Below are 22,295 nucleotides of genomic sequence, written 5' to 3'. Positions count from 1 at the left end.
GTATGCAAAAGGAGTAGTTAAGGTGGCAGGTTTAAAAATTGAACGTCTATGGAAACGGTATAATGATACAGCGGTTGTAAAAGAAGTTGATCTGGAGATAAACGACAAGGAGTTTATTGTTTTTGTGGGTCCCTCCGGCTGCGGAAAATCAACTACATTACGCATGATTGCCGGTCTTGAGGGTATTTCTGACGGAGAGATATATATTGGCGGCCGGGTGGTTAATAATGTAGTGCCGGCAGACAGGGATATTGCCATGGTATTTCAGAATTATGCCTTATATCCGCATATGAGTGTTTATGATAACATAGCTTTTAATTTAAAACTACGTAAAGTACCTAAAAAAGAGATAGACCGGCGTGTAAGGGAAGCAGCAAAGGTTTTGGAAATTGAAGAATATCTTCAAAGGAAACCCGGAGCACTGTCGGGGGGACAGCGGCAAAGAGTTGCTCTTGGCAGGGCCATCGTGAGAGAACCGCAAGTATTTCTTCTGGATGAACCCTTATCAAACCTGGATGCCAAGATGAGGGTACAGATGAGAAGCGAAATAGTAAATCTTCATCAGCGCCTTAAAACAACTTTTATTTATGTGACCCATGATCAGACAGAAGCCATGACCATGGGAGACAGGATAGTCATTATGAAAGACGGTGTGATCCAACAGGTGGGCACTCCCGAGGAAGTATATGATCAGCCGGTTAATATATTTGTAGGCGGTTTTATCGGTTCGCCGCCCATGAATTTCATAGAAGGGGAATTAATTGAGGAAGGAGAGCGTCTTTATTTTTACAATCAAGCAATAAAGATTGCCATCCCTTCCATCCAGGCTCAACATTTAAGGGAAAGCAAGAATATAAGGAGAAAAGTGATATTGGGTATAAGACCTGAAGACATCCATCAGAACTCTTTAGCTTTTGGAAACAGAGTTCAAGCGGAAGTGGAGCTGGTGGAACTGACAGGAGCCGAAAAATACCTGCACATATCATTAGAAGAGAAAAAAGTTGTTGCAAGAGTAAATTCACGATCAATCATCAAGGTGGGATCAAATGTAGAGCTGGCCTTTGATACCGACAGGCTGCATTTTTTTGATGCGCGTACAGAACAGAGGATAGCCAATTAATGAGCCGGGATGAAATCAAGCATTGGTTCAAACGCATGGAGGTAATGTTATGGCAAAAATTTTAATCAATCATTTATATAAAATATATGGTAAAGAAAAACATGCTGTGGTTAAAGATTTCAATATGGAGATTAAAGACAAGGAGTTTTTAGTTTTTGTAGGTCCGTCGGGCTGCGGTAAATCCACCACCCTTCGTATGATAGCGGGGCTTGAGGATATCACGGACGGAGAGATCTATATCGGTGATACATTGGTTAATAATTTGCCGCCCAAAAATCGTGATATTGCCATGGTGTTCCAAAACTATGCCCTTTATCCCAACATGAGTGTTTTTGAAAATATCGCTTTTGGACTGAGATTGCGCAAAACTCCCAAACATGAAATCGAACAATCCGTGAAAAGAGTTGGCCGTGTCTTGGAGATTGAACAGTATTTTAGCCGCAAACCAAAGTTTTTATCCGGAGGCCAGAGACAGCGTGTTGCTCTGGGAAGGGCAATTGTCCGCAATCCGGAGGTTTTTCTTATGGATGAACCGCTATCCAACCTGGATGCCAAATTGAGGGTGCAGATGCGTACCGAAATCATTAAACTTCATAAATCACTGGGAGTAACCTTTGTCTATGTGACCCATGACCAGGTTGAAGCCATGACCATGGGAGACAGGATTGTTGTAATGAAAGACGGCGTCATTCAGCAGGTGGATACTCCTGAGGTGATTTATTCAAAACCGTGCAATACTTTTGTTGCCGGCTTTATCGGATCACCTCAGATGAACTTTGTAAAAGGACGTATTCTTGAAAACAGTAAAACAAAAAAACTGGAATTCCATACCAACCGATTTGCTCTGGAAATTCCTGAAAACGCCGTACGTGCGGTAATCAAAAACAAGCAGGTGAACCGGGTGGTTACACTTGGTATCCGTCCGGAGAACATCGGATTGGAGGTGCTGTTTTCTGAGGTGACAATCAAAGGGATATATAAGCTTGGCGAGCTCATGGGAGCTGACCGGTACCTCCATTTGGATATAGGAGAAGAACAGCCGCTGGTAGTTCGTGTCAATCCGTCGGCTGCCTTCTCGCCTGATGAGGTGGTGAGCCTGGCGCTGGATATGTCAAAGGTGTTGTTTTTTAACTCAGAGACAGGTGAACGCTTGATTGAATAAGGATTAACTAATTGTTAGGAGTGAAGTAGTTGTTTTCCATTCATTCATTGAAACAATATTATAAACACATAAGGACTATCTTCATGATAGGGGTTTTTGCAGGAATGGGCTGCTTTCTTCTGCTAAATGGCGCAGCAATTTTGGCTTCGGAGACAAAAGAGGTCCAGGCGGAAAATCCACCTGATAATATGCGGATAAAATCCAACGATGTAGAGCCATATTATTTAAATGTGCTGGAAACCTGGCAGCAGCAAAACATAAAATATTCTGCTGCATCTATAAGGATCAATGCGGCAGATAAAGTGAAATCTTCTGATGACAGCAATATTGCAGCAGGCAGTTACAACGGTAAAAACAATGTACTGCTCTGGAAGGGAAACGGCAACGGCTGGGTGGAATTCCAATTTACCGCTCCTGAGGATGGTTTGTATGAGATAAGTACCTCATATTGTCCCATTACAGGAACCGGGTTTCGCAGTGCGATAATATGGGATGTCACCATAGATGGCAGCCGGCAGTTCCGGGAGTCCAGTTCCATAACACTGTGCCGCCTTTGGAAGGATGCACGGCCTATCAAGAAAGATGATGAGGGGGATGACATACGCCCTCAATCACTTGAAATCTCTTCTTGGAATACAACTCCTTTCAGAGATTCCGGAGGAGCATATTCCGAACCCCTTAAGTGGTATATTACCAAAGGCACTCATACGCTGCGCCTGGCAGGCTCTGAACCGGTAGCCCTGGAAACTGTCAATATTGCTCCTCCGGAGAGGTTAAGTACATATAAGGAAGCGGCTGCTTCCTATCCTGAAACAGAACCTGTCAAAGCTGAAGCATTGACTATACAGGCTGAAGACTTTCAGTCCAAAAACAGCTCGGCCATCCAAATGGTATCAGATACCGATATTAGAAGCGTACCTGTGTCTAAGGGAAATATCACCTTTAATACATTGGGCGGACAAAAGTGGCGTTATCAGAATCAGGAAGTTACCTGGGAATTTGATATTCCCCAGACGGGCAAGTATAAAATTGCTATGAGGACGCTGCAGAATATAGTCTCTGAGAAAGCGTCCTACCGTACAATAAAAATCGATGGTAAAGTTCCTTTTCAGGAGTTCCTGGAGTACCGGTTTCCTTATTCCTCCGATTGGGAAGGTACGGTTTTGAAAGACCCTGAGGGCCAGGCATATGAGCTTTATCTGGAGAAAGGCAGGCATACCCTTTCAATGGCGGTTACACATGCCCCTTTTAAAACTATTATTGTTGGAATTGAGGATTTGCTGAGCAGTCTGAACCGCATTGACCAGGACTTAAGGGCTCTGACCGGCGGCAGGGAGGATAAAAACCGTACCTGGAATATAAAAGAGGAACTCCCTGATCTGACGGATCAGTTAAAACTTGCTGAAAACAGCATGCTGGAGTTGTCCAAACAGATAATAAAAGCCAATGGCAGACCTGATTCCATCAGTCAGAGCTTTAAAGTCAGGGCTGTAGATATTGAGGAGCTGCTGGAAAAAGTAAATGACATTCCGTACCACAGGGATCAGATTTCTATTATGGCTGATGAAATAAGCCAGTATATCACTATTTTGGAACAGCAGCAATTGCAGCTGGATGAAATCCATATAGTACCTGCAGAGCAGGATTTCTCCAAAATGAAGGCTTCATTTTTAGAAAAAGTAAGGGGAACCATTCTGAATTTCTTTTATTCCTTTCAAAGTAAGGACAGCTTGAGAAATATGGATGATAAGGTGCTGAATGTGTGGGTATTCAGAGGCAAGGACTATGTGGATGAGATTCAGGAGCTTGCCAATGAGCAGTTTACACCCCAAACAGGTACGAAAGTAAAAGTGAATTTGCTGCCCAACACACAATTGCTGGTTTTGTCCAATGCGGCCGGTGTTCAGCCCGATATAGCCCTTGGACTGACACAGGATCTGCCTATTGACTACGCAATACGCAACAGTACCTATGACTTGTCGAAATTCGATGATTTTCAGGATATATATAAGAAGTACAGTCCGGGCTCATGGCTTCCTTTTTACTACAATAAAGGATACTATGCAGTACCTGAAACCCAATCTTTCCAAGTACTGTATTACAGGAAGGATATTCTGGGCGGACTTGGCTTAAGTATACCGCAGACCTGGGAGGAGGTATACGATTTACTTCCTGTATTACAGCAGAATTATATGAATTTCTACGTCAATCCAAAGGCATATATACCGTATTTTTACCAGAACAACGCAGCGTTTTATGATGAAAGCGGCTTAAAAACTGCACTTGACACGCCGGAAGCCTTCAAAGCCTTCAAACAATGGACCGATCTGTTCAATATTCACGCGCTTGAACTTGAAGTACCAAGCTTCTACCAGCATTTCCGCGACGGCACAATGCCCATAGGTATTTCAGATTACAATATGTACATCCGGCTTGCAGCAACAGCTCCTGAATTGCACGGACGGTGGGGGATAGCCCTGATCCCGGGTACAAAACAGGAGGATGGCACCATTACCCGTTGGGCAGGAGGCGGGCAGACAGCAGGAATCATTTTTAAATCCTCCCATAAGAAGGAGCAGGCATGGGATTTTATGAAGTGGTGGATTTCTGCGGATGTACAGGAGCAATATGGTTCCAATATTGAAGCCTTCAACGGTATTGCCTTCCGTTGGAATACTGCCAATATAGAAGCCTTCGTTAAGCTTCCGTGGGCAAAGGAGGATGCTGACGTCATTCTGGAACAGTGGAGATGGTACAGGGATTTACCCAACTTGCCCGGAGGCTATAGACTGGATATTGAAATAAATAATGCATGGAACCGGACTGTAGTAGACCGTATAAATTACCGCAGTTCACTGGAAGCAGCCGTTATTGACATTAACAGGGAGTTAAGGCGTAAACAGCAGGAATTCGGATTTATTGATAAAGACGGAAAACCATTGAAAACATTGAAGCTGCCTACCGTATTAAAACCGTGGGAAGGGGTAGATGACTATGTTAAGTAATTTGGGGAAAAGATTCAAACGCTTTTTTTCAGTGATATGGGAATACCGTTTGTCTTACGCATTTATCACACCCTTTATGCTGTGCTTTATTGCCTTCATACTGGTACCTATTATCGTGGCGGTTGGATTAAGCTTTACTTATTACAATGCAATTGAGCCGCCGAAATTTATCGGCTGGACCAACTACCAGAATCTCATATCCCAGGATTTGCTGTTTTTAAAATATGCCCTGCCGAATACCTTTAAGTTTGCCATTATTACCGGACCGGGAGGTTACGTGGCCTCGTTTATTCTGGCCTGGCTGATATCCCAGCTTCCGGCACGCCTCAGGAAATATTTTTCCCTTGCAATGTACAGCCCGTCTCTGACTATGGGAATTGCAATGTCCATAGTTTGGCTGCCTTTGCTGACGGGAGACCGCATTGGCTATTTGAACAGTATTCTGCTGCAGATCGGCATGATTGATGAACCAAGGCTGTGGGTGACCGACAAAGACTATCTTATGAACTCAATGATTGCAGTTTCGCTGTGGTCAAGTATGGGAGTCGGCTTTCTTGCCATGCTGGCGGGCATTCTTAACGTAAAACAGGATATGTATGAGGCGGCAAGAATAGACGGAGTGAAAAGCAGGCTGAAAGAGATATGGTATATAACTATTCCCGCAATGAAACCACAAATGCTTTTCGGTGCAGTTATGGCCATAGTCAATACTTTCAAATCGGGAGCTATCGGCGTGGAGTTGTCAGGGCAAAATCCCACTCCCCAATATGCCGGCTACTTGATTATCAACCATATTAACGATTACGGCATTATACGCTTTGAAATGGGATATGCTGCTGCCACATCAGTGTTTCTATTGATTTTGATGTATTTTTCAAACAAATTCTGCTGGAGTTTGTTTGGTCCGAAAGGTGATGAAGGATGAAGAAGATAATAAAGCTATTAAAGCTATTAAAGCTACCGGTAATGGATGGATTTCAAATATTGATTACCATACAGTTGGTCATATTCTCAGTTTTTATGCTGCTGCCCATTGTATATATTTTCAACCATGCTCTGAAACCATATTCCGAATTGTTCATTTACCCTCCCAACATTTTTGTGAGAAATCCGAATTCTCAGAATTTTAACGAACTGTTTCTGGTGGCGGCATCTTCGGCTATCCCCATCACAAGATACCTGTTCAACAGTGTGTTCATATCGGTGGGTTCTGTAGTAGGTATTACTTTTGTCAGTATTTTATGTGCTTATCCCATATCCAAGCATAAATTTCCCGGGCATAAAATTGTTTTCTCAATCATAATTTTGACGTTGATGTTTGCACCCGAGGCGGTGCAGATTCCCAGATATCTTGTAGTGAGCAAACTGGGGATCATGAATACATATTTTGGCCATTTTTTACCCCTTCTGGCAATGCCGGTCAGTGTATTTTTAATGAAGCAGTTTATAGATCAGATACCTGATGAATTGATTCAGGCCGCTTATCTGGATGGGGCAAAAGAGTTTTCAGTTTTTTTGTACATTATTGTTCCAAACTGTATGCCGGCTGTGGCAACAGTGGCTATATTGGCCTTTCAAGCCTCCTGGTCCAATATTGAGACTTCCACGCTGTTCATGCAGGATGATGAAATGAAAAACTTTGCTTATTTTCTTTCCACACTGACCAATAATCTGACCAACAATGTTGCAAGACAGGGAGCAGCGGCAGCGGCAGCCTTGATTATGTTCATACCAAATCTGTTCATATTCCTGTTTTTCCAGGGGAAAATGATTACCACCATGGCTCATTCAGGGATAAAGGGCAGTGAAAAAAGCGGAAAAAAATCGGAATAAAAGAGGGGGAGAATTGATTGCGTTCAAAAATACAAAAAAGTCTGCTTGTCCTTCTTATTATTTTAATAATAGTGGAATGGCCCACGCTGGCATTTTCTGCAGTTCCTTATAATACCAGCTACAGGGATGCCTTCAATCGCCAGATCATGACTCAACCGGCTTATATTCCATCGGATACCTTTGGAAAGGATATATATATTCCCGACCCTGAGAAGCCGGCTCAAAAAATATATTCACCGCTTTCAAAGCCCAAGGATTTGTTTATTGACAATAAAGATAATATTTACATAGCTGATACCGGCAACAATAGAGTTGTCCAGCTTGATGAAAATGGAAAGCTCATACGTGTGATAGCTGTCAGGGAGAGCCCGTTAAGCAAGCCCCAAGGGTTGTTTGTGGATAGCAGGAATGGCGATATATACATAGCGGATACCGGAAATCACAGGGTTGTACGTTTGGATAAAGAGGGAAGCTTTATTCGTGAATTTACACGTCCTGATACGAAATTTTTAAGCAAGGATTTTAAATACGACCCAATCAAGCTTATAGCAGATAAGCGCGGTTTCCTGTATATAGCTACCATGGGTGGTTATCAAGGGCTGCTGCAGCTTGATCCCGAAGGGAATTTTCAAAATTTCTTTGGTGCAAACAGAGCGGCTTTTTCGGTTATGGATGCTGTAAAGAGAACCCTCTACAGCAGGGAAATGTATGCCAAAGAGATACGAAAGCTGCCAGGTTCGGTTACCAGTGTTACCATCGATACCGACGGTTTTATTTATACTGTGACCAATGGCGTGGAATCGGGGCAGGTCAAAAAACTTAATGTAGCCGGAAAGGATTTGCTTGCAAGTATTGATGATTCAGGTGCCGAAATAACCAAAAAATATGGTGAAAAAGATGATGATACGTCCCGCAGAGAAAAGCCCACACTGAGTGACCTTTCTGTGGACAGTGACGGCAACATTACAGTTATTGATTCAACGCTGATGTATGTGAGCCAATATGATTGCAATGGAAATCTGCTGTTCTTCTGGGGGGGAGATACCTCCGCCACCAATTCAAAGTTCGGCCTGGTTAAGACTCCTTCGGCTGTTGCAAATAACACAAAAAATGAATTATTTATACTGGATGAAGGCAACAATGTGGTACAAAAATTCCGTTTGTCCGAATTTGGCGCTATGGTGCATAAAGCTAACCAATTAACCCAGGAGGGCCGTTATCTGGACAGTGAAGAACCCTGGCAGGAAGTGAAACGCCTGAATGCCTATTATACGCCTGCTACTCTGGGGCTGGCAAAAGCGGCTTATAAAAAAGAGGAATATACCAGAGCACAGCAATTGTTTATGGAAGCAGGAAATGTCACAGGCTTTTCAGATTCTTTCTGGCAAAACCGTCTGGGCTGGTTCCAGAAGCATTTTGCTACTTTAATGAATGTACTGCTGATAATATTTTTACTGCCATACGTTGCAAGAAGGATAAGAGGAAAAAAGAAGGGAAGTACATGGCGGCAGTGGAGGTTCTTCCAACATCCCCTGATTATTCAGCTGAACCAGGCCTTTGTTATTTTGAGACATCCTCTCGACGGATTCAGTGCCATACGCTATGAGGCCAGGGGAGGCTTCCTCAGCAGCTTTATCATTCTGACCCTTTCCCTTGTATCGTATTCTTTTATCAGAGTTGAAACGAGTTTTACATTCAATCCCTCCAAAATCCTGGACAATAACCTGGTTATAATCATTGTACAATTTCTGGCGATTTGGGCGGGCTGGGTGGTTTCAAATTATCTTATGGGAAGTATTTACAAAGGGGAGGCGCGATTCCGGGACATTGTATACGGAAGCTCCTATGCGTTGTTTCCGCTGGTATTGATAGGTCTGCCTCTGACATTGCTTTCAAATGCCATGTCACTTAATGAAGGAGCCATTTTTTACTTCTTTCAGACAGCTATGGTCATTTGGGTTGCCATTCTTGTCTTCAGCAAGGTACAGGCCTTACAGAATTACAGTATAGGAGAGACAGCGGTAAATATCCTATTGTCGCTTGTAACCATGTTAATCATGTGTCTTTTAATCTTTATATTGTTCGGACTCAGCAGTGAGTTGGTGGACTTTATCAAATCTATATATATGGAGGTGAGGATCCGTTGAAGGAAAAACCATATATTATCCGGCTTGCAGTCATAATTTCTGTAATAATACCGGGGATATTGCTGATTGTTTTTCAGGTGGTGCCTTTAATAAATAAAACATTAATTTATTCAAGTGAATCCCAAAACAGCCAAACCGCAGACAGCCAGGGTACAAATGCTGTGCAGCCGGTTGCAGGGGCGAAAAGGACAATACAACTGCCTGACGAAGATAAATTCATCCTGGCGGCGCAATCCTCCAAATTCCGTTTGTGGGTGGATAACGAAACAGCGCACTTCAAGCTGGAAAGCAAGCAAAACGGCCGGATATGGAGGTCATATCCTGATCCTGAACAATGGTCAAAAGAAACCATTACCGGCACGTGGAAGAATAATCTGCTTTCCCCTGCAATGGTTGAGTATATTGACCTTGCCGACTTTAAAGCACAATCCAAAATTATAAGCTGGTCGGAGGACAACGGACAGCTTGAGAATTTTAAGATAACAGGGGAGGGTTTCAGGGTTACTTTTCACTTCTCCGGAACACAGTTCAAAATCCCTGTAGAGGTGAAGCTGAAGGACGATTATATTGAGACAACGATTATAGATGACAGTATTCAGGAGGTCAAATTAAACTTAATCAGCCTAAAGCTGTATCCCATGTTCGGTGCAGAACCTGCATACGGACAGGAGGGATACCTGTTTCTGCCCGATGGTTCGGGTGCATTGGTCAGGTTTAAGGAGAATTTGAGCAATACCAATGACAGCTCTGTTTATCTTGAAACCGTTTATGGCAGGGACAGTGCTTTTTACAATGAGAGTACTTCAAGAAATCCGGTAAATATGCCGGTGTTTGGTATAAAATCTGCAAATCAGGCTTTTGTGGGAGTGATAACTGAGGGAGAGGAGTATGCCAAGCTGTTTGCCGCGTCAGGAGGGGCATTTGGACAGTCTTATTGGGTTACGCCCGAATGGCAATACAGGGTCAAGTATTATCAGAATACAAGTAATACAAATAATACCGGATTTTTTACGTATAACAAAAAACGGTTTAGTGTGCCAAAACGCTCTGTCAGATATTATCCTCTGGAAGAATCCAGGAGTGATTATACCGGAATGGCAGTTAAATACCGGGAGTATTTAATGAATGAAAAAAAGTTGAAGGTACTGAGGCCTAAATCGGACAAAACCCCATTTTTTGTAAACATTGTAGGTGCTGATGTAAAGCGGGGACTGATTTGGGATCATTATCTGAAAGGAACTTCAACTTCTGAGGCGGCTCAAATGATAAAAAGTCTATATGATATGGGAATTGACAATATGACTGTTATTTATTCCGGCTGGCAAAAAGGAGGATACAGCTCTTATGGAGGACTGTTTCCTGTGGATTCCCGGCTTGGCGGCAGCACAGGGATGAAGGAATTTATTGAATTTGCCCATTCTTTGAAAATACCTGTGTATCTGAATTCCATATACAGCCAGAACAATAACGGCGGTGATGGGTTTATTTCCAGGTATCACGGTTTGCAGGACATGGGAGGGACTCTTCTGGAACAGAAGAACTACTCCAATGGAGACATAATTACTCAAACCAGTCCCAGATTTGAAGCAAAAACAATATTAAGAGATTTAAAGAAATATCAGGAACTGGGTGCCGATGGAATTAATTTTGACAATGGAACCGGAAGCCTTTTAAATAGTGATTTTAATAACCGGTATAAAGCAAACCGCAGTGAAGTCAAAACCCTTCAGGAAGATGTACTGCGTCAGGTTAAACAGGCACTTGGCGGCGTATCGGCTGCGAAAGCAAATTTTTACGCCCTGGAGCAGGTAAATCATATTGACCGTTTAGCTGATGATTATTCTTATGACTGGTTTGAAGATGAAGCAGTCCCATTTGCGCAGATTGTACTTCACGGTTTGATAACCTATACATCGGATTGGTCAAATTTCCGGGAGGAATTCAGTACCGGGTTTTTAAAGGGTATCGAATATGGAGCATATCCAAGTTATGTATTTACGGATAGCGCTTCTTCAGATATGTTCGGAGCATATTCGACCAACTATTACAGTATGGACTACCGGGAATGGGAAACAAAGGCATATGAGGAATATAAACGCTATAATCAGGTTTTTGCCGATTTGCAGGATAAAATGATTATGGGACACCGCAGGTTGGTGTCAGGTGTCGCGGAGATTACCTATGAAGGCGGGAAGATAATAGTAGTGAACTATAATGAGAATCCGTACTCCTATGGAAATATTCAAGTACCCGGACAGGATTTTATCTCCATTGAGGGAGGGAAAAAGCCATGAAGAAAAAACATATTTTAAGTTCGGCTGCGCTTCGAAAGCTGGAAGGCTCTCTGTTCATTGCACCGTGGGCCATAGGTTTTTTGGCTTTTGTAGCGTTTCCGCTGCTGTATTCTTTTTATATGACCTTTCATCAGGTGAAAATTATTGCAAGCGGTATCACATATATTTGGGTGGGTCTGCAGTACTACCGCGAAATCCTGTTGGTGGACGGAGGACTTTTATACAATGATTTGCTGCCCTTCCTGAAAGAGATGATTATGATGATACCCATCATTGTTGTATTTTCTCTTTTAGTGGGTATTTTGCTGAATCAAAAACTGTTTGGAAGAACCTTCTTCCGTTCCATATTTTTTCTTCCGGTTATTTTCTCCTCCGGTCAGGTTATTAATGAGTTCATTTCACAAGGGGGAGGTACTCTGTCTTTTGTGGAAAGGTTTAATGTGGTCTATTATATCAATACATATCTTCCCGAAGCATGGGGCGCTCCCATTGCAAACCTTATAAGTTCCTTCGTTATGGTCCTGTGGTATTCGGGAATGCAGATTGTAATTATTATTGCAGGCAGGCAAACCATACCTGCGTCAGTATATGAGTCTGCACGTATTGATGGGGCAGGTTCCTGGGAAACATTCTGGAAGATTACACTTCCCGGTCTTTCTCCATTTATTTTTCTGAACTTGATTTATACGGTGGTGGATTTGTTTACTTTCCCGGAAAATCCCATAATCAGTAAGGTTAATACAAGCAGTTACGGTATTTCCAGTGCCCTGGCATGGATCTATCTTACAATAGTTTTAAGTCTTTTAGGTATAATCTTTTTGATTTATAACAGGGTAACCAAATTAACAGCAGGAAATCGTTAGAAGGAGGGCGTATGGAGAAAATTATCGTCAGACACAGGCCGGCAAACAGCCGGAAAAAATTTATTTTTAATAAATTGATCAGTATTGCAAGGTATGATTTATTGGGGAAAGAATCGGATAAGGGGTATGTTTTTAAGCTGCTTATGTATGTGATTTTAATCGATACCGCATTTATCTATATGAGACCTGTTTTGTACATGGCGACCACAATGGTCAAGGATGCCGGCAGCTTGCTGGACCCCGGGGTAATATGGGTGCCGCGGACGCTGTACTGGGGCAATCTGCAGGATGCGTTTCAGCTTCTGAAATATCCGACCTCTTTTACAATCAGCGTCACGGTTTCTTTGTTGATTTCAGGGCTGCAGGTTATAACCTGTGCCGTTGCAGGATATGCATTTGCACGGTTGGAATTTCCCTTTAAGAAATTTTGGTTTATTGCACTGATTTTCACTTTTATCCTTCCTCCGCAGGTAATTATTCTGCCCACAATACTGCTTTTCAAGCAATTCAACTGGCTGGATACCTACCTGCCAATGATTATTCCGGCTATTTTCGGGCATGGTCTCAGAGGTTCATTATTTGTAATTATTTACCGCCAGTTTTTCTCCACCCAGCCCAAAGAACTGGAAGAAGCAGCCCGCCTGGAGGGTGCCAGCGTGTTCCGGATATTTTACCGGGTCATGCTTCCCATTTCCTCTTCGGCCATCATTGTTGTATTTTTGTTTTCATTCGTGTGGAACTGGAATGACTCATATTTTCCCACAATGTATCTGTTTCAGGCACAGGACGTGCCACTGTCCATAAGCTCGGCGAGACTGGCTGCAAAGCTGGCTCTTGAAGCAGACCAGGCCGGTCCGAGTATTCTTGCCGAACCCATAAAAATGGCTGCCTCCTTTCTGATCATCATGCCTGTGCTGATAGTATATACTTTCACACAGCGCTGGTTTGTGGAAGGTGTAGGACGTACGGGTATGGTGGAATAAAAGTCTCAAATAAGGGGTGTCAGGTTAAGTATGATGGAAGGAAATTTCAATGATGACAAATGGAAAAGAAGACAGGATATACCCAGGCTGAGGCTGCGGGATGTAAAACTTAAGCGTATATTGCAGCTTTTCAGACCATACAGGTTTTTGTTTATTGCACTGCTGGCATTTTCCATAGGAGCTGCAATTCTAAGATTACTGCCTCCGCTTCTTATGAAAGAAGTAATTGACAAAGCCCTTCCGGAGAAAGACAAAAACTATTTGATTTTATTGATTATAGGTATGGCGGGATTGCCGGTAATAGGAGGGCTGCTTGAACTAGGCCAGAATCATTTGAATAATCGGGTAGGCCAGGGCATAATGAGTGATCTCCGGAAATCCCTGTATAAAAATTTACAGCAGCAATCCATAGCTTTTTTTACCCGCACCAGAACAGGAGAAATAATTCAGCGGGTGGTAGGCGATGTCTCCGCCATACAATCAATCTTTACAACCTTGAGCATCACAGCAGTGACGCAAATCATTACTATTTTGTCAACAATTATTATTCTTTTTACCCTTGATTGGAGACTGGCGTTATTGGCAATGGTGGTTATGCCCTTACTGGTTTTTCCTGTAAGGTCGGTTTCAAACCTGCGTAAAAATCTGCGATGGGAAACACAAAAGGTCAGAGGGGATATGTCGTCACAGGTGGGCGAAGAATTCAATGTATCCGGGGCTATGATGACCCGGATATTTACCCGGGAGGATTATCAGGAAAAGCGTTTCCTGGCGCTGAATAAAAAAGTAATGGAGCTGGAATTGCGTTCCAACCTGGTGGGAAGGTGGTTTAGACTGCTCACCGGTTTACTGGAGCCGGTAAGTGCGGCAATAATATATTTTTATGGCGGCTTCGGAGTTATAGGAGGCCGTATGACCATCGGAGCAGTAGTGGCATTTGCCGCTTACTTGGGAAGGCTGTACAACCCTTTAAGTAATTTGCTTAACCTGCATGTGGAATGCATGACTTCTCTTGGGATTTTTCAACGAATTTTTGAATATCTGGATTTGGAACCGGATATCAAAAATGTACCCAATGCCTATAAACTGCCGGCTCTGGAGGGGCATATCCTATTCAAAGAAGTATCCTTCTCCTATCAAGCCGGAAAGGAAGCCCTGCAGCAGATATCCTTTGCAGTTGAACCGGGTCGGATACTTGCCCTGGTCGGACCCAGCGGGTCGGGCAAAACCACCTTGATTAATTTAATCTGCCGGCTTTATGATCCCACCGGAGGTCATATTGAAATTGATGGTCATGATATACATAATGTGACTTTGGAGTCCTTGCGGGGCCAGATTGCCGTAGTTACGCAGGACCAATTCCTGTTCCATGCCTCAATAAGGGAGAACTTGTTGTTTGCAAGAGAGGATGCCACACAGGAAATGCTTGAAGACGCATGCAGGAGTGCTTATATCCATGACTTCATCACGCAGTTGACGGATGGTTATGAAACCATCGTCGGGGAAAGGGGCTTTCGCCTGTCCGGCGGCCAAAGGCAGCGTTTGTCTATTGCCAGAGCTATTTTGAAAGATCCGAGAATACTTATCCTTGACGAAGCAACCTCCTATCTGGATTCGGAATCCGAGGCGTATATTCAGAAGGCTCTGGATTCTGTTATGAGCAACCGGACTACAATTGTGATTGCACACCGCCTTGCCACGGTTTTGCAGGCGGATAAAATATTGGTTATGGAAAATGGGTGCATTCAGGAGGAAGGCTCACATTCGGAGCTGCTGAAAATGGATGGGTTGTATGCAAAGCTGTTTCACACACAATTTGCCAAAAAAATTGGTACATAACACATTTTTAATTTTGATATTCAATATATTACAATACATTCCTGAATATTGTATATTCATACAAATAATGCATGTGTTGAAATATATATTGATTATATTTAAGTAATACTTGTTTTAAATTTAAAATTATCAAAGGAGTGGTTGAAAATGTCAAAAATTAATGCATTTGCCGGGGTAGACGTGGGTTCGCTCGGCACAAAAGCTGTTATTCTGGTTAACGGAGAGATTGCCGGCTCCAGTCTTATCAGAACCGGAATCAATTCTGTGGAAAACGGCTTGGAAAGTCTTGAGAAAGCACTTGACAGTGCAAATTTGAAAAAGGAAGACCTGAAATACATTGTTGGGACCGGATACGGCCGTATTTCAGCACCCTATGCAAACAAGACCATCACCGAAATCACCTGTCATGCAAAGGGAGCGCACTATCTGCACCCCGCAACCCGTACCATAATCGACATGGGAGGACAGGACTGCAAAGCCATCAGAGTTGATGAAGAGGGAAATGTTGTGGACTTCGCCATGAATGACAAATGTGCTGCCGGTACAGGACGTTTCCTTGAAGTAATGGCAAACGTATTCAAGGTGGACATATCGGAGTTGGGGCCTCTGGCGCTGAAAGCCACACAGGTTCTCCCTGTCAGCAGTACCTGCACCGTATTTGCGGAATCCGAAACGGTTTCCCTGCTGGCCCGTGGAGAAAAACCCGAAGATATCATTATCGGCGTTCATCATGCCATTGCAAACAGAATCAAGGGGCTGTTCTCAAGAGTAGGGATTCAGAGTGATGTATTCTTCTCGGGAGGCGTTGCAAAGAATACCGGTATGAGGAAGGCCCTGGAAGAGGTTCTGGAAGTCAGGATAGCCAATCCTAAAAACGATCCTCAACTGGTAGGTGCCATAGGAGCAGCCGTTTCGGCGCAAAAATTATATGAAAAAGGCGGAAACGTCAACCAGAGGTCAGCATAAACGGTAAAAATAAATTTAACCCCGTAAAGAAGTATTGAATTTTGTAAGACCAAAAGCGTCTGCACAAATTTAATACTGCACATATGGGGGACATGGAGGTAAAAATGGCAGTTCAGGAACTGGAATTAACAAATAAAAAGAAGAGTACTAAATTTAGTACTGTAAAATTTGATGAAAATATCAAAGAAAAAATAGAAGCGGCACCCGATCTTGTATTCAGGGACGGTTCCCGGGTGAGTGGGTCTGAAATGTGGCGGTTTATGACTACCGAAGGCCCCAAGAGGTATCCCAACCTTTTCAGCAAAGGCAAGAATCATGGGTTTTCTGATGATGCGGAACTGATTAGCGGGTTCAGGCGGAATTACTTTAATACTACAATGTATGACAGGCTCAACAGATTTGCAGCAAAAGGGACTCCTGTGGTTTTCATCCAGGGAGGCCAGACCCATGAGCCTTACTATGCCGCAGGGGGGATTCCAATCCGTCCCGGTCAGGTAAATGGCTGGGCAACCAATTCAAAAGAGAATATGGATTATGATGAAGCAGATCTCCGCAGGCTTCAGATCAGGGAAATAGGGCGTCAGGCACTGACTGTAGACGCTTGTCAGACAGCCAAGTATGAAATCATACAAAATGAACTGGTACAGGGTATAAGCATAATAGCTCCTTATCTTTGCACCCGGTGTTCCGATATCGGCTATGGGGTTGAAGCCCACCGTCACGGCAAGGTTCAATTGCCGCTTCTGCCTGTGGATTTTCCTGTGAACAATCAACAAAACAAGCCCTGGGCCAGGGAGTATGTGGCTGAAAATTTGCGGAGGCTTGTAAGGAAGATTGCTGAATTAAGTAAGGTTGAAGTTAATGATGACGTTCTTTGGAAAGAGATAAAGCTCCATAATGAAAAGAGACGGCTTGCAAGGGAATACCTGGATTTGTGGTGGTCGGCACCGGTTCCTCCCACAAACAGTCAGGATCATACTGCCATCGCAGGTTTGGGAAATGAAAGCAGCAATGACCCGGTTGCCGCCAAACAGATCCTTGAGGAATCCCTTAAGGAAGTCAAAGAAAGAATCAGGAACAATGTCAAGGGCAAAAATCTTTCTGACGATCCTGTACGTTTATTCATATGCGGTTCCTGTGTCAACCCCAATCCCCATGTAGTCGACAGAGCCGGTGGTGTGGTAGTGGGAAAAGATGACGGGTTGAGTGAAATCTTCTATGATGTTGAGGAAACAGGGGACCCCTATGAACAGTTGGCCAAAACCATGCTTTCGTTCCCCTACGAACTTCCCACGGAAGAGCGCGGCCGCTGGGTAGCAGAACAAGTCAAAAAGTCAAGAGCTGACGGAATGATTTTTATGTACCAATGGGGGTGCAATTTCCAGTCGGCTGCTGCCAGATTGGTGGCTGATGTGGTTAAGAAGGAAGCCGGTGTTCCCACAATCATTATTGAGCGTGCAATGGCTGAAAGTGCACAGGGCCAGGAGCAGCTTCACAACAGGGTAGAAGTTTTCATTGAGATGTTAAGACAGGGTAAAAAATGATGTTTTATAAAGGAGTAGAAAAGAATGTCACTAGAAACTTTGGTTAAAATTTCTGAAGCAGTTGGAAGAAGGCCTGAAGAACTGGCTAGGGCAAGAAATCAGGGACAAAAGGTGGTTGGCTGGCTGGGCTATAATATTCCTGAAGAATTGATTCACGCCCTGGGGTTGATTCCGGTCCGGCTTGGCACAGGTGGGGATGGAAAACTGGTGGAGGTGGGCTCACGCTATATCTCTTCTAAAAATTGTGTTTATACGAGAAATCTGGTAGGTCTTTTTGCTGAGAATACAGATCCGTATATTCAGAATTCGGATTTGATCGCTCTGGACTCTACTTGTCTGCAATTGTACCGGGTGGGCGAAATTATACATTACTATTTTAATATTAATACGCTCACCCTTGGCGTACCGAGAAATTTTTTCCTGCCGGAAGCAAAGAAATATTTTCAAGCCGAGCTGGAAGAATTTGCAGGAAAATTAGAGGGATTTGCAGGGAAAAAGCTGGATGCAAAAAGTTTATCTGAAAGCATTAAGCTTTTTAACGGGATACGTGAAAAGATTAAAAATATTTATAAATTCCAGTCAGAGGACAGCCCGGTTATAACCTGGAGTGAGGTTTATAATGTGGTACATGCGGGGTATTACCTTGACAGGGAGCAATACTCGGCTTATTTGTCAGAGCTGCTTCAGGAATTGGAAGAGAAGCATAGAAACAGAAATATTGATATTGAGGAGGAGGAGGCTCGCGTTCTGCTGGCCGGAAGTTCCATACCGCCCGGAGACAACAAGATTATAAAAATAATTGAAGATTTGGGAGGCAGGATTGTCGGTGACGATTTATGGACGGGAATCCTGCCCTATCTTGGAATTGATATTCAGGAGAGTTCAATAAAAGGTCTGGCTGATGCCTATCTGAAGCGTGTGCCTCATGGAGCTCTCCCCTATCTTGATTTAAATACCGATAAACGTCTCCAAAACCTTCGGGAATCCATTAAAAGCAACAATGCCAGAGGAATTATTTATTATACGCTCAGGTATTGCGATCCTTATACTTTTAAAGCCGGGGAAACTAAAGATGTTGTCAAGCAGGATGACGTTACGTTATTGGAAATACATACGGAGTATGCAGGCTCTGATTTTGAAGCAATCAGAACAAGAGTGGGAGCATTTCTGGAAATGCTGAGGAGCGGCATATGAGATTAATCTGTTTGGCCGTACGGTAATTTTAATAAGAATCCCATACTTTCAAAAGTCTGGGATTTATTCTTTTACAGGTGTAATTTATTGCAATATATTGGAATTTAATGCCTTGCCAGGCAGCGCTGCTGTTGCACCGGACTGGCAGTTGGGTTTATTATTTGATATAGGCGGCATAATTGATACATACACAGGTGCGTACCTGTAAAAATTCCGTATTTAATAGAAAAGAGGGAAAAAATATGTTTTTAGATTTGTTAAAATCCAGAAGAAGTATAAGAAAATTTGAAACCAGGGAAGTTGAAAAAGAAAAGCTGGATACTATTCTGAAAAGCGCCCTGCTGGCACCTTCATCAAGATCCAAAAGACCCTGGGAATTTGTGGTTGTAACAGATAAAGAAATATTGCAGAAACTTGCCCGTTCAAAGGAACAGGGTTCTTCATTTCTTTCAGGTGCTCCGTTGGGGATAGCAGTGATTGCAGATCATGAGGCATGTGATGTATGGGTAGAGGACGTATCTATTGCTTCAATATTAATTCAATTATCTGCTCAGTCACTAGGTCTCGGATCGTGCTGGATACAGGTCAGGGAAAGATTTCATTCGGAATCTGAGGGCGTAACGGCAGACAACTATATTAAGGCGGTTTTAAATATACCTGAGAAATATAGTGTGGAGTGTATAATTGCTGTGGGGTATCCTGCTGAAGAAAAGAGGGCCTATACAGAAGATGGATTATTATATGAAAAGCTGCACGTTGACAATTATAAGGCATGCAATCCATAAAGCTTTTATGGTAAAATCTTATTCATACAGGAACCTTATTGGATATAAATGTTGTATATAAATGGAGTGATGATTATTGGAAAAAAATGTGCTGGTACTTATCCCGCTGAAGGAGGAACAAAAAAGAATTCTGGAAGAGAAAGCCCCTTCTGCCAATTTCACATATGCAAAAAGCCAAACGGTTGATGCCGGGCAGGTCCAAAATGCAAACATTATTATTGGAAATCCCCCCGTTCATATGCTTAAAGCTTCAAAAAAACTTAAGTGGCTTCAACTCAACAGTGCAGGTGTGGGAGAGTATGCAGAGGAAGGTGTCTTGCCCGAAGGCGCTGTTTTGACAAATGCCACAGGTGCCTACGGGCCGGCCATATCGGAATACATGCTTGGAGTGTTGCTGGAGCTTTTTAAAAAGCTTCACATATACAGGGACAATCAGGCAGAAGCCAATTGGTCTTATGAAGGGAAGGTTAAGGCAATTTTTGATTCAACAGCGCTTATTGTGGGGGCAGGGGACATTGGCGGCGAATTTGCCAAAAGATTAAAAGGGCTGGGCGCCTATACCATAGGTGTAAAACGTACCGAAGGCCATAAGCCGGATTATCTGGATGAGCTTTATTTGATGGACAAGCTGGAAGCTTTACTGCCCCGGGCCGATATCGTTGCGTTGAGCTTGCCGGAGACCCCGCTCACAAAAGGTATTATTAATGAGAGTACGTTAAAGCTGATGAAGAAGGATGCAGTGCTTATTAATGTGGGGAGGGGAAGCGCTGTTGATACCGAAGCATTATGTGATGCACTTGAGAAGGGACAACTGCTGGGAGCGGCTCTGGATGTGACCGAGCCTGAACCTCTGCCAAAGGAGCACAGGCTGTGGAAAATCAAAAACGCCGTTATTACACCCCATGTATCGGGAGGATACAGCCTGGAGGAAACCCGCCGGAGGATTGCAGGCATAGCCGCCGGTAATCTTGAAGCGTTTATCAGGGGCACAAAGCTTATTAATGTTGTGGATTGTTCAAAAGGTTATTGATCAATTTGCGTTATAAAAACAGTATGATACGTTATAAATGTGGAGGCGAAGGCTATTTATGAATGCAAATAATGAAGAAAATACAAATTGGTGCCAGTCTGTAGGCGGAGTTGTTTTAAAGGGAAACGAGGTTTTACTTGTCAGGCATACTTACGGCGCAGGTAAGGGCCGGCTTATTATCCCGGGCGGCTATGTGAAAATGCAAGAGACCCCACAGGCTGCATTGCGCCGTGAAGTTCTGGAGGAAACAACTATTGTTGCAGAACCTGCCGGGCTTGTGGGAGTACGCTTTAACCTGAAGGATTGGTATGCTGTGTTTTTAATGGAATACGTATCAGGAACTCCCAATTCCGACAACAGGGAGAACAGCGAAGCCCTGTTCATGGACATAAATGAAGCCGTCAAGGCCGCCGATGTTCCTGACCTGACCAGAGTAATACTACAGGGGGTTATTGACAATGGGGGCAATGCCTTGATGAACCTGCCCTTTATATCAAGAGAGAAGAACGGAGAATATTCATACTATGGGATTTGACCTTGAGCCGCTGCTGGAGCAATTCCTTCCCCGGAGCAAATGGACAGCAAGTCCCCATAAGGGCGGAATGAACAATACCACCTATCTTGTACGGACTGAGACTCACAGGTACATGCTCCGGATATACGAGACACACCGGGATTTGTATAAGGTGAGATATGAGCATCACATCCTTTGCCAATTGGGAAAGCTGGAGCTTCCTTTTGGGATTCCTCGACCGGTTGCCGGCATCGGCAATGAAACCGTCAAGTATACCCGGGATGGAAAGCCTGCCGCTTTGTTTCATTACCTGGAGGGTATCAATCCGGACTTGAGGGCATATGAACAGCTAAAGTCCTTCGGGTGTGCAGCGGGAAGCTTGACAAATGCCCTGGAAAACATGAAGACCAGTTTGAAACCGGTGTACAGGCCCTATTATGAGATTGAAAATACTCATCCCAGGTGTTCCGTCTCCCAGGTAATCGACTTCTGCGGTCAGCCGTCTGCGGAATTTGAGGAATACAAGCCGGAATTGGCCGAACTGGCAGACCGGCTGTCGTTGTTTATTGTAAGCATGGAGGACTTGAAAAAGCTGCCGCACCAGCTTGTACACGGAGATTTGAATGGGTCGAATGTACTGGCGGACAGAGACGGGAACATCACTGCACTGCTGGACTTTGAGTTTGTCACCAGGGATTTGCGGGTTATGGAGCTCTCCGTATGCCTGTCGGAAATAATCAATATGAAGCAGAGCAGCCTGTGGGGGCAACTTGAAGCTTTCCTGGAGGGTTATGGCAGGTTTGTGAGGCTGTCGGAAGAAGAAGCCAGGGCAATACCTTCGCTCATAATGCTTCGGAGGCTGGATGTCTTTATACACTTCCTGGGCCGGTATCTGGATGGCGTGGACGGTACGGAGGTGGTTTCAGAGCAGATAAAAAATGCTGCTTTACAGGCCCGGTGGTTAAGCACAAACGGCTTAAGACTCAGAACCTGTATAAACAGCCTGGTAGAGTAGC

The 22,295-nt window shown here is 43.7% G+C and carries 17 protein-coding genes; all 17 read left to right on the top strand.

What is annotated here, in order from left to right:
• The first annotated feature begins 22 nt into the window (after nucleotides 1-22).
• Complete coding sequence (locus CLHUN_RS05915) at nucleotides 23-1,120, top strand: ABC transporter ATP-binding protein (protein WP_080063658.1); 1,098 nt, start codon at nucleotides 23-25, stop codon at nucleotides 1,118-1,120.
• 49 nt (nucleotides 1,121-1,169) lie between these two features.
• Nucleotides 1,170-2,282 (top strand): ABC transporter ATP-binding protein, encoded by a 1,113-nt coding sequence (locus CLHUN_RS05910; RefSeq protein ID WP_080063657.1) that lies wholly within the window; start codon nucleotides 1,170-1,172, stop codon nucleotides 2,280-2,282.
• Nucleotides 2,283-2,365: 83 nt separating this feature from the next.
• Nucleotides 2,366-5,287: an extracellular solute-binding protein gene (locus CLHUN_RS05905; RefSeq protein ID WP_080063751.1), complete on the top strand. Its 2,922-nt coding sequence runs from the start codon at nucleotides 2,366-2,368 to the stop codon at nucleotides 5,285-5,287.
• Nucleotides 5,277-6,212: a carbohydrate ABC transporter permease gene (locus CLHUN_RS05900; RefSeq protein ID WP_207559141.1), complete on the top strand. Its 936-nt coding sequence runs from the start codon at nucleotides 5,277-5,279 to the stop codon at nucleotides 6,210-6,212. The genes CLHUN_RS05905 and CLHUN_RS05900 overlap by 11 nt, the downstream gene beginning before the upstream one ends.
• Nucleotides 6,209-7,120, top strand: coding sequence for a carbohydrate ABC transporter permease (locus tag CLHUN_RS05895; protein ID WP_080063655.1), 912 nt, complete (start codon nucleotides 6,209-6,211; stop codon nucleotides 7,118-7,120). The genes CLHUN_RS05900 and CLHUN_RS05895 overlap by 4 nt, the downstream gene beginning before the upstream one ends.
• A gap of 17 nt (nucleotides 7,121-7,137) precedes the next feature.
• A complete protein-coding gene (locus CLHUN_RS05890) occupies nucleotides 7,138-9,267 on the top strand; it encodes a YIP1 family protein (protein WP_080063654.1) in 2,130 nt (709 codons plus the stop codon).
• A complete protein-coding gene (locus CLHUN_RS05885) occupies nucleotides 9,264-11,561 on the top strand; it encodes a DUF5696 domain-containing protein (protein WP_080063653.1) in 2,298 nt (765 codons plus the stop codon). Before CLHUN_RS05890 ends, CLHUN_RS05885 begins: the two co-directional genes overlap by 4 nt.
• Entirely contained in the window at nucleotides 11,558-12,424 is an 867-nt protein-coding gene (locus CLHUN_RS05880) for a carbohydrate ABC transporter permease (protein WP_080063652.1), read from the top strand. Before CLHUN_RS05885 ends, CLHUN_RS05880 begins: the two co-directional genes overlap by 4 nt.
• An 11-nt stretch (nucleotides 12,425-12,435) precedes the next feature.
• On the top strand, nucleotides 12,436-13,407 hold the full coding sequence (locus CLHUN_RS05875; RefSeq protein WP_080063651.1) for a carbohydrate ABC transporter permease: 972 nt from the start codon (nucleotides 12,436-12,438) through the stop codon (nucleotides 13,405-13,407).
• 30 nt (nucleotides 13,408-13,437) lie between these two features.
• Entirely contained in the window at nucleotides 13,438-15,246 is a 1,809-nt protein-coding gene (locus CLHUN_RS05870; RefSeq protein WP_080063650.1) for an ABC transporter ATP-binding protein, read from the top strand.
• A gap of 147 nt (nucleotides 15,247-15,393) precedes the next feature.
• Nucleotides 15,394-16,212 carry an acyl-CoA dehydratase activase gene (locus CLHUN_RS05865; protein WP_080063649.1) on the top strand — a complete coding sequence of 273 codons (819 nt, stop codon included), beginning with the start codon at nucleotides 15,394-15,396 and terminating at the stop codon, nucleotides 16,210-16,212.
• 104 nt (nucleotides 16,213-16,316) lie between these two features.
• Nucleotides 16,317-17,756 carry a 2-hydroxyacyl-CoA dehydratase subunit D gene (locus tag CLHUN_RS05860; RefSeq protein ID WP_165755676.1) on the top strand — a complete coding sequence of 480 codons (1,440 nt, stop codon included), beginning with the start codon at nucleotides 16,317-16,319 and terminating at the stop codon, nucleotides 17,754-17,756.
• Nucleotides 17,757-17,780: 24 nt separating this feature from the next.
• The gene (locus CLHUN_RS05855) at nucleotides 17,781-18,950 is read left to right on the top strand and encodes a 2-hydroxyacyl-CoA dehydratase subunit D (protein ID WP_080063647.1); all 1,170 of its coding nucleotides are present in this window, start codon (nucleotides 17,781-17,783) and stop codon (nucleotides 18,948-18,950) included.
• Nucleotides 18,951-19,192: 242 nt separating this feature from the next.
• Nucleotides 19,193-19,735, top strand: a complete 543-nt coding sequence (locus tag CLHUN_RS05850; protein ID WP_080063646.1) for a nitroreductase family protein — start codon at nucleotides 19,193-19,195, stop codon at nucleotides 19,733-19,735.
• Nucleotides 19,736-19,811: 76 nt separating this feature from the next.
• Nucleotides 19,812-20,765, top strand: a complete 954-nt coding sequence (locus CLHUN_RS05845; RefSeq protein ID WP_080063645.1) for a D-2-hydroxyacid dehydrogenase — start codon at nucleotides 19,812-19,814, stop codon at nucleotides 20,763-20,765.
• Nucleotides 20,766-20,823: 58 nt separating this feature from the next.
• Nucleotides 20,824-21,300 carry an NUDIX domain-containing protein gene (locus tag CLHUN_RS05840; protein ID WP_080063644.1) on the top strand — a complete coding sequence of 159 codons (477 nt, stop codon included), beginning with the start codon at nucleotides 20,824-20,826 and terminating at the stop codon, nucleotides 21,298-21,300.
• Entirely contained in the window at nucleotides 21,290-22,294 is a 1,005-nt protein-coding gene (locus CLHUN_RS05835; RefSeq protein WP_080063643.1) for a phosphotransferase enzyme family protein, read from the top strand. Before CLHUN_RS05840 ends, CLHUN_RS05835 begins: the two co-directional genes overlap by 11 nt.
• The last annotated feature ends 1 nt before the right edge of the window (nucleotide 22,295 follow it).

The organism is Ruminiclostridium hungatei (assembly GCF_002051585.1).
Lineage (GTDB): Bacteria > Bacillota > Clostridia > Acetivibrionales > DSM-1351 > Ruminiclostridium > Ruminiclostridium hungatei.
This window is presented reverse-complemented; position numbering and strand designations above follow the sequence as displayed.

Excerpts from the sequence above, each read along its gene's own strand:
- CLHUN_RS05865 (WP_080063649.1), top strand. The coding sequence starts at position 15,394 with ATGTCAAAAATTAATGCATTTGCCGGGGTAGACGTGGGTTCGCTCGGC.
- CLHUN_RS05875 (WP_080063651.1), top strand. The coding sequence starts at position 12,436 with ATGGAGAAAATTATCGTCAGACACAGGCCGGCAAACAGCCGGAAAAAA.
- CLHUN_RS05895 (WP_080063655.1), top strand. The coding sequence starts at position 6,209 with ATGAAGAAGATAATAAAGCTATTAAAGCTATTAAAGCTACCGGTAATG.
- CLHUN_RS05910 (WP_080063657.1), top strand. The coding sequence starts at position 1,170 with ATGGCAAAAATTTTAATCAATCATTTATATAAAATATATGGTAAAGAA.
- CLHUN_RS05855 (WP_080063647.1), top strand. The coding sequence starts at position 17,781 with ATGTCACTAGAAACTTTGGTTAAAATTTCTGAAGCAGTTGGAAGAAGG.
- CLHUN_RS05860 (WP_165755676.1), top strand. The coding sequence starts at position 16,317 with ATGGCAGTTCAGGAACTGGAATTAACAAATAAAAAGAAGAGTACTAAA.
- CLHUN_RS05905 (WP_080063751.1), top strand. The coding sequence starts at position 2,366 with ATGATAGGGGTTTTTGCAGGAATGGGCTGCTTTCTTCTGCTAAATGGC.
- CLHUN_RS05870 (WP_080063650.1), top strand. The coding sequence starts at position 13,438 with ATGATGGAAGGAAATTTCAATGATGACAAATGGAAAAGAAGACAGGAT.
- CLHUN_RS05840 (WP_080063644.1), top strand. The coding sequence starts at position 20,824 with ATGAATGCAAATAATGAAGAAAATACAAATTGGTGCCAGTCTGTAGGC.
- CLHUN_RS05850 (WP_080063646.1), top strand. The coding sequence starts at position 19,193 with ATGTTTTTAGATTTGTTAAAATCCAGAAGAAGTATAAGAAAATTTGAA.
- CLHUN_RS05880 (WP_080063652.1), top strand. The coding sequence starts at position 11,558 with ATGAAGAAAAAACATATTTTAAGTTCGGCTGCGCTTCGAAAGCTGGAA.
- CLHUN_RS05900 (WP_207559141.1), top strand. The coding sequence starts at position 5,277 with ATGTTAAGTAATTTGGGGAAAAGATTCAAACGCTTTTTTTCAGTGATA.
- CLHUN_RS05835 (WP_080063643.1), top strand. The coding sequence starts at position 21,290 with ATGGGATTTGACCTTGAGCCGCTGCTGGAGCAATTCCTTCCCCGGAGC.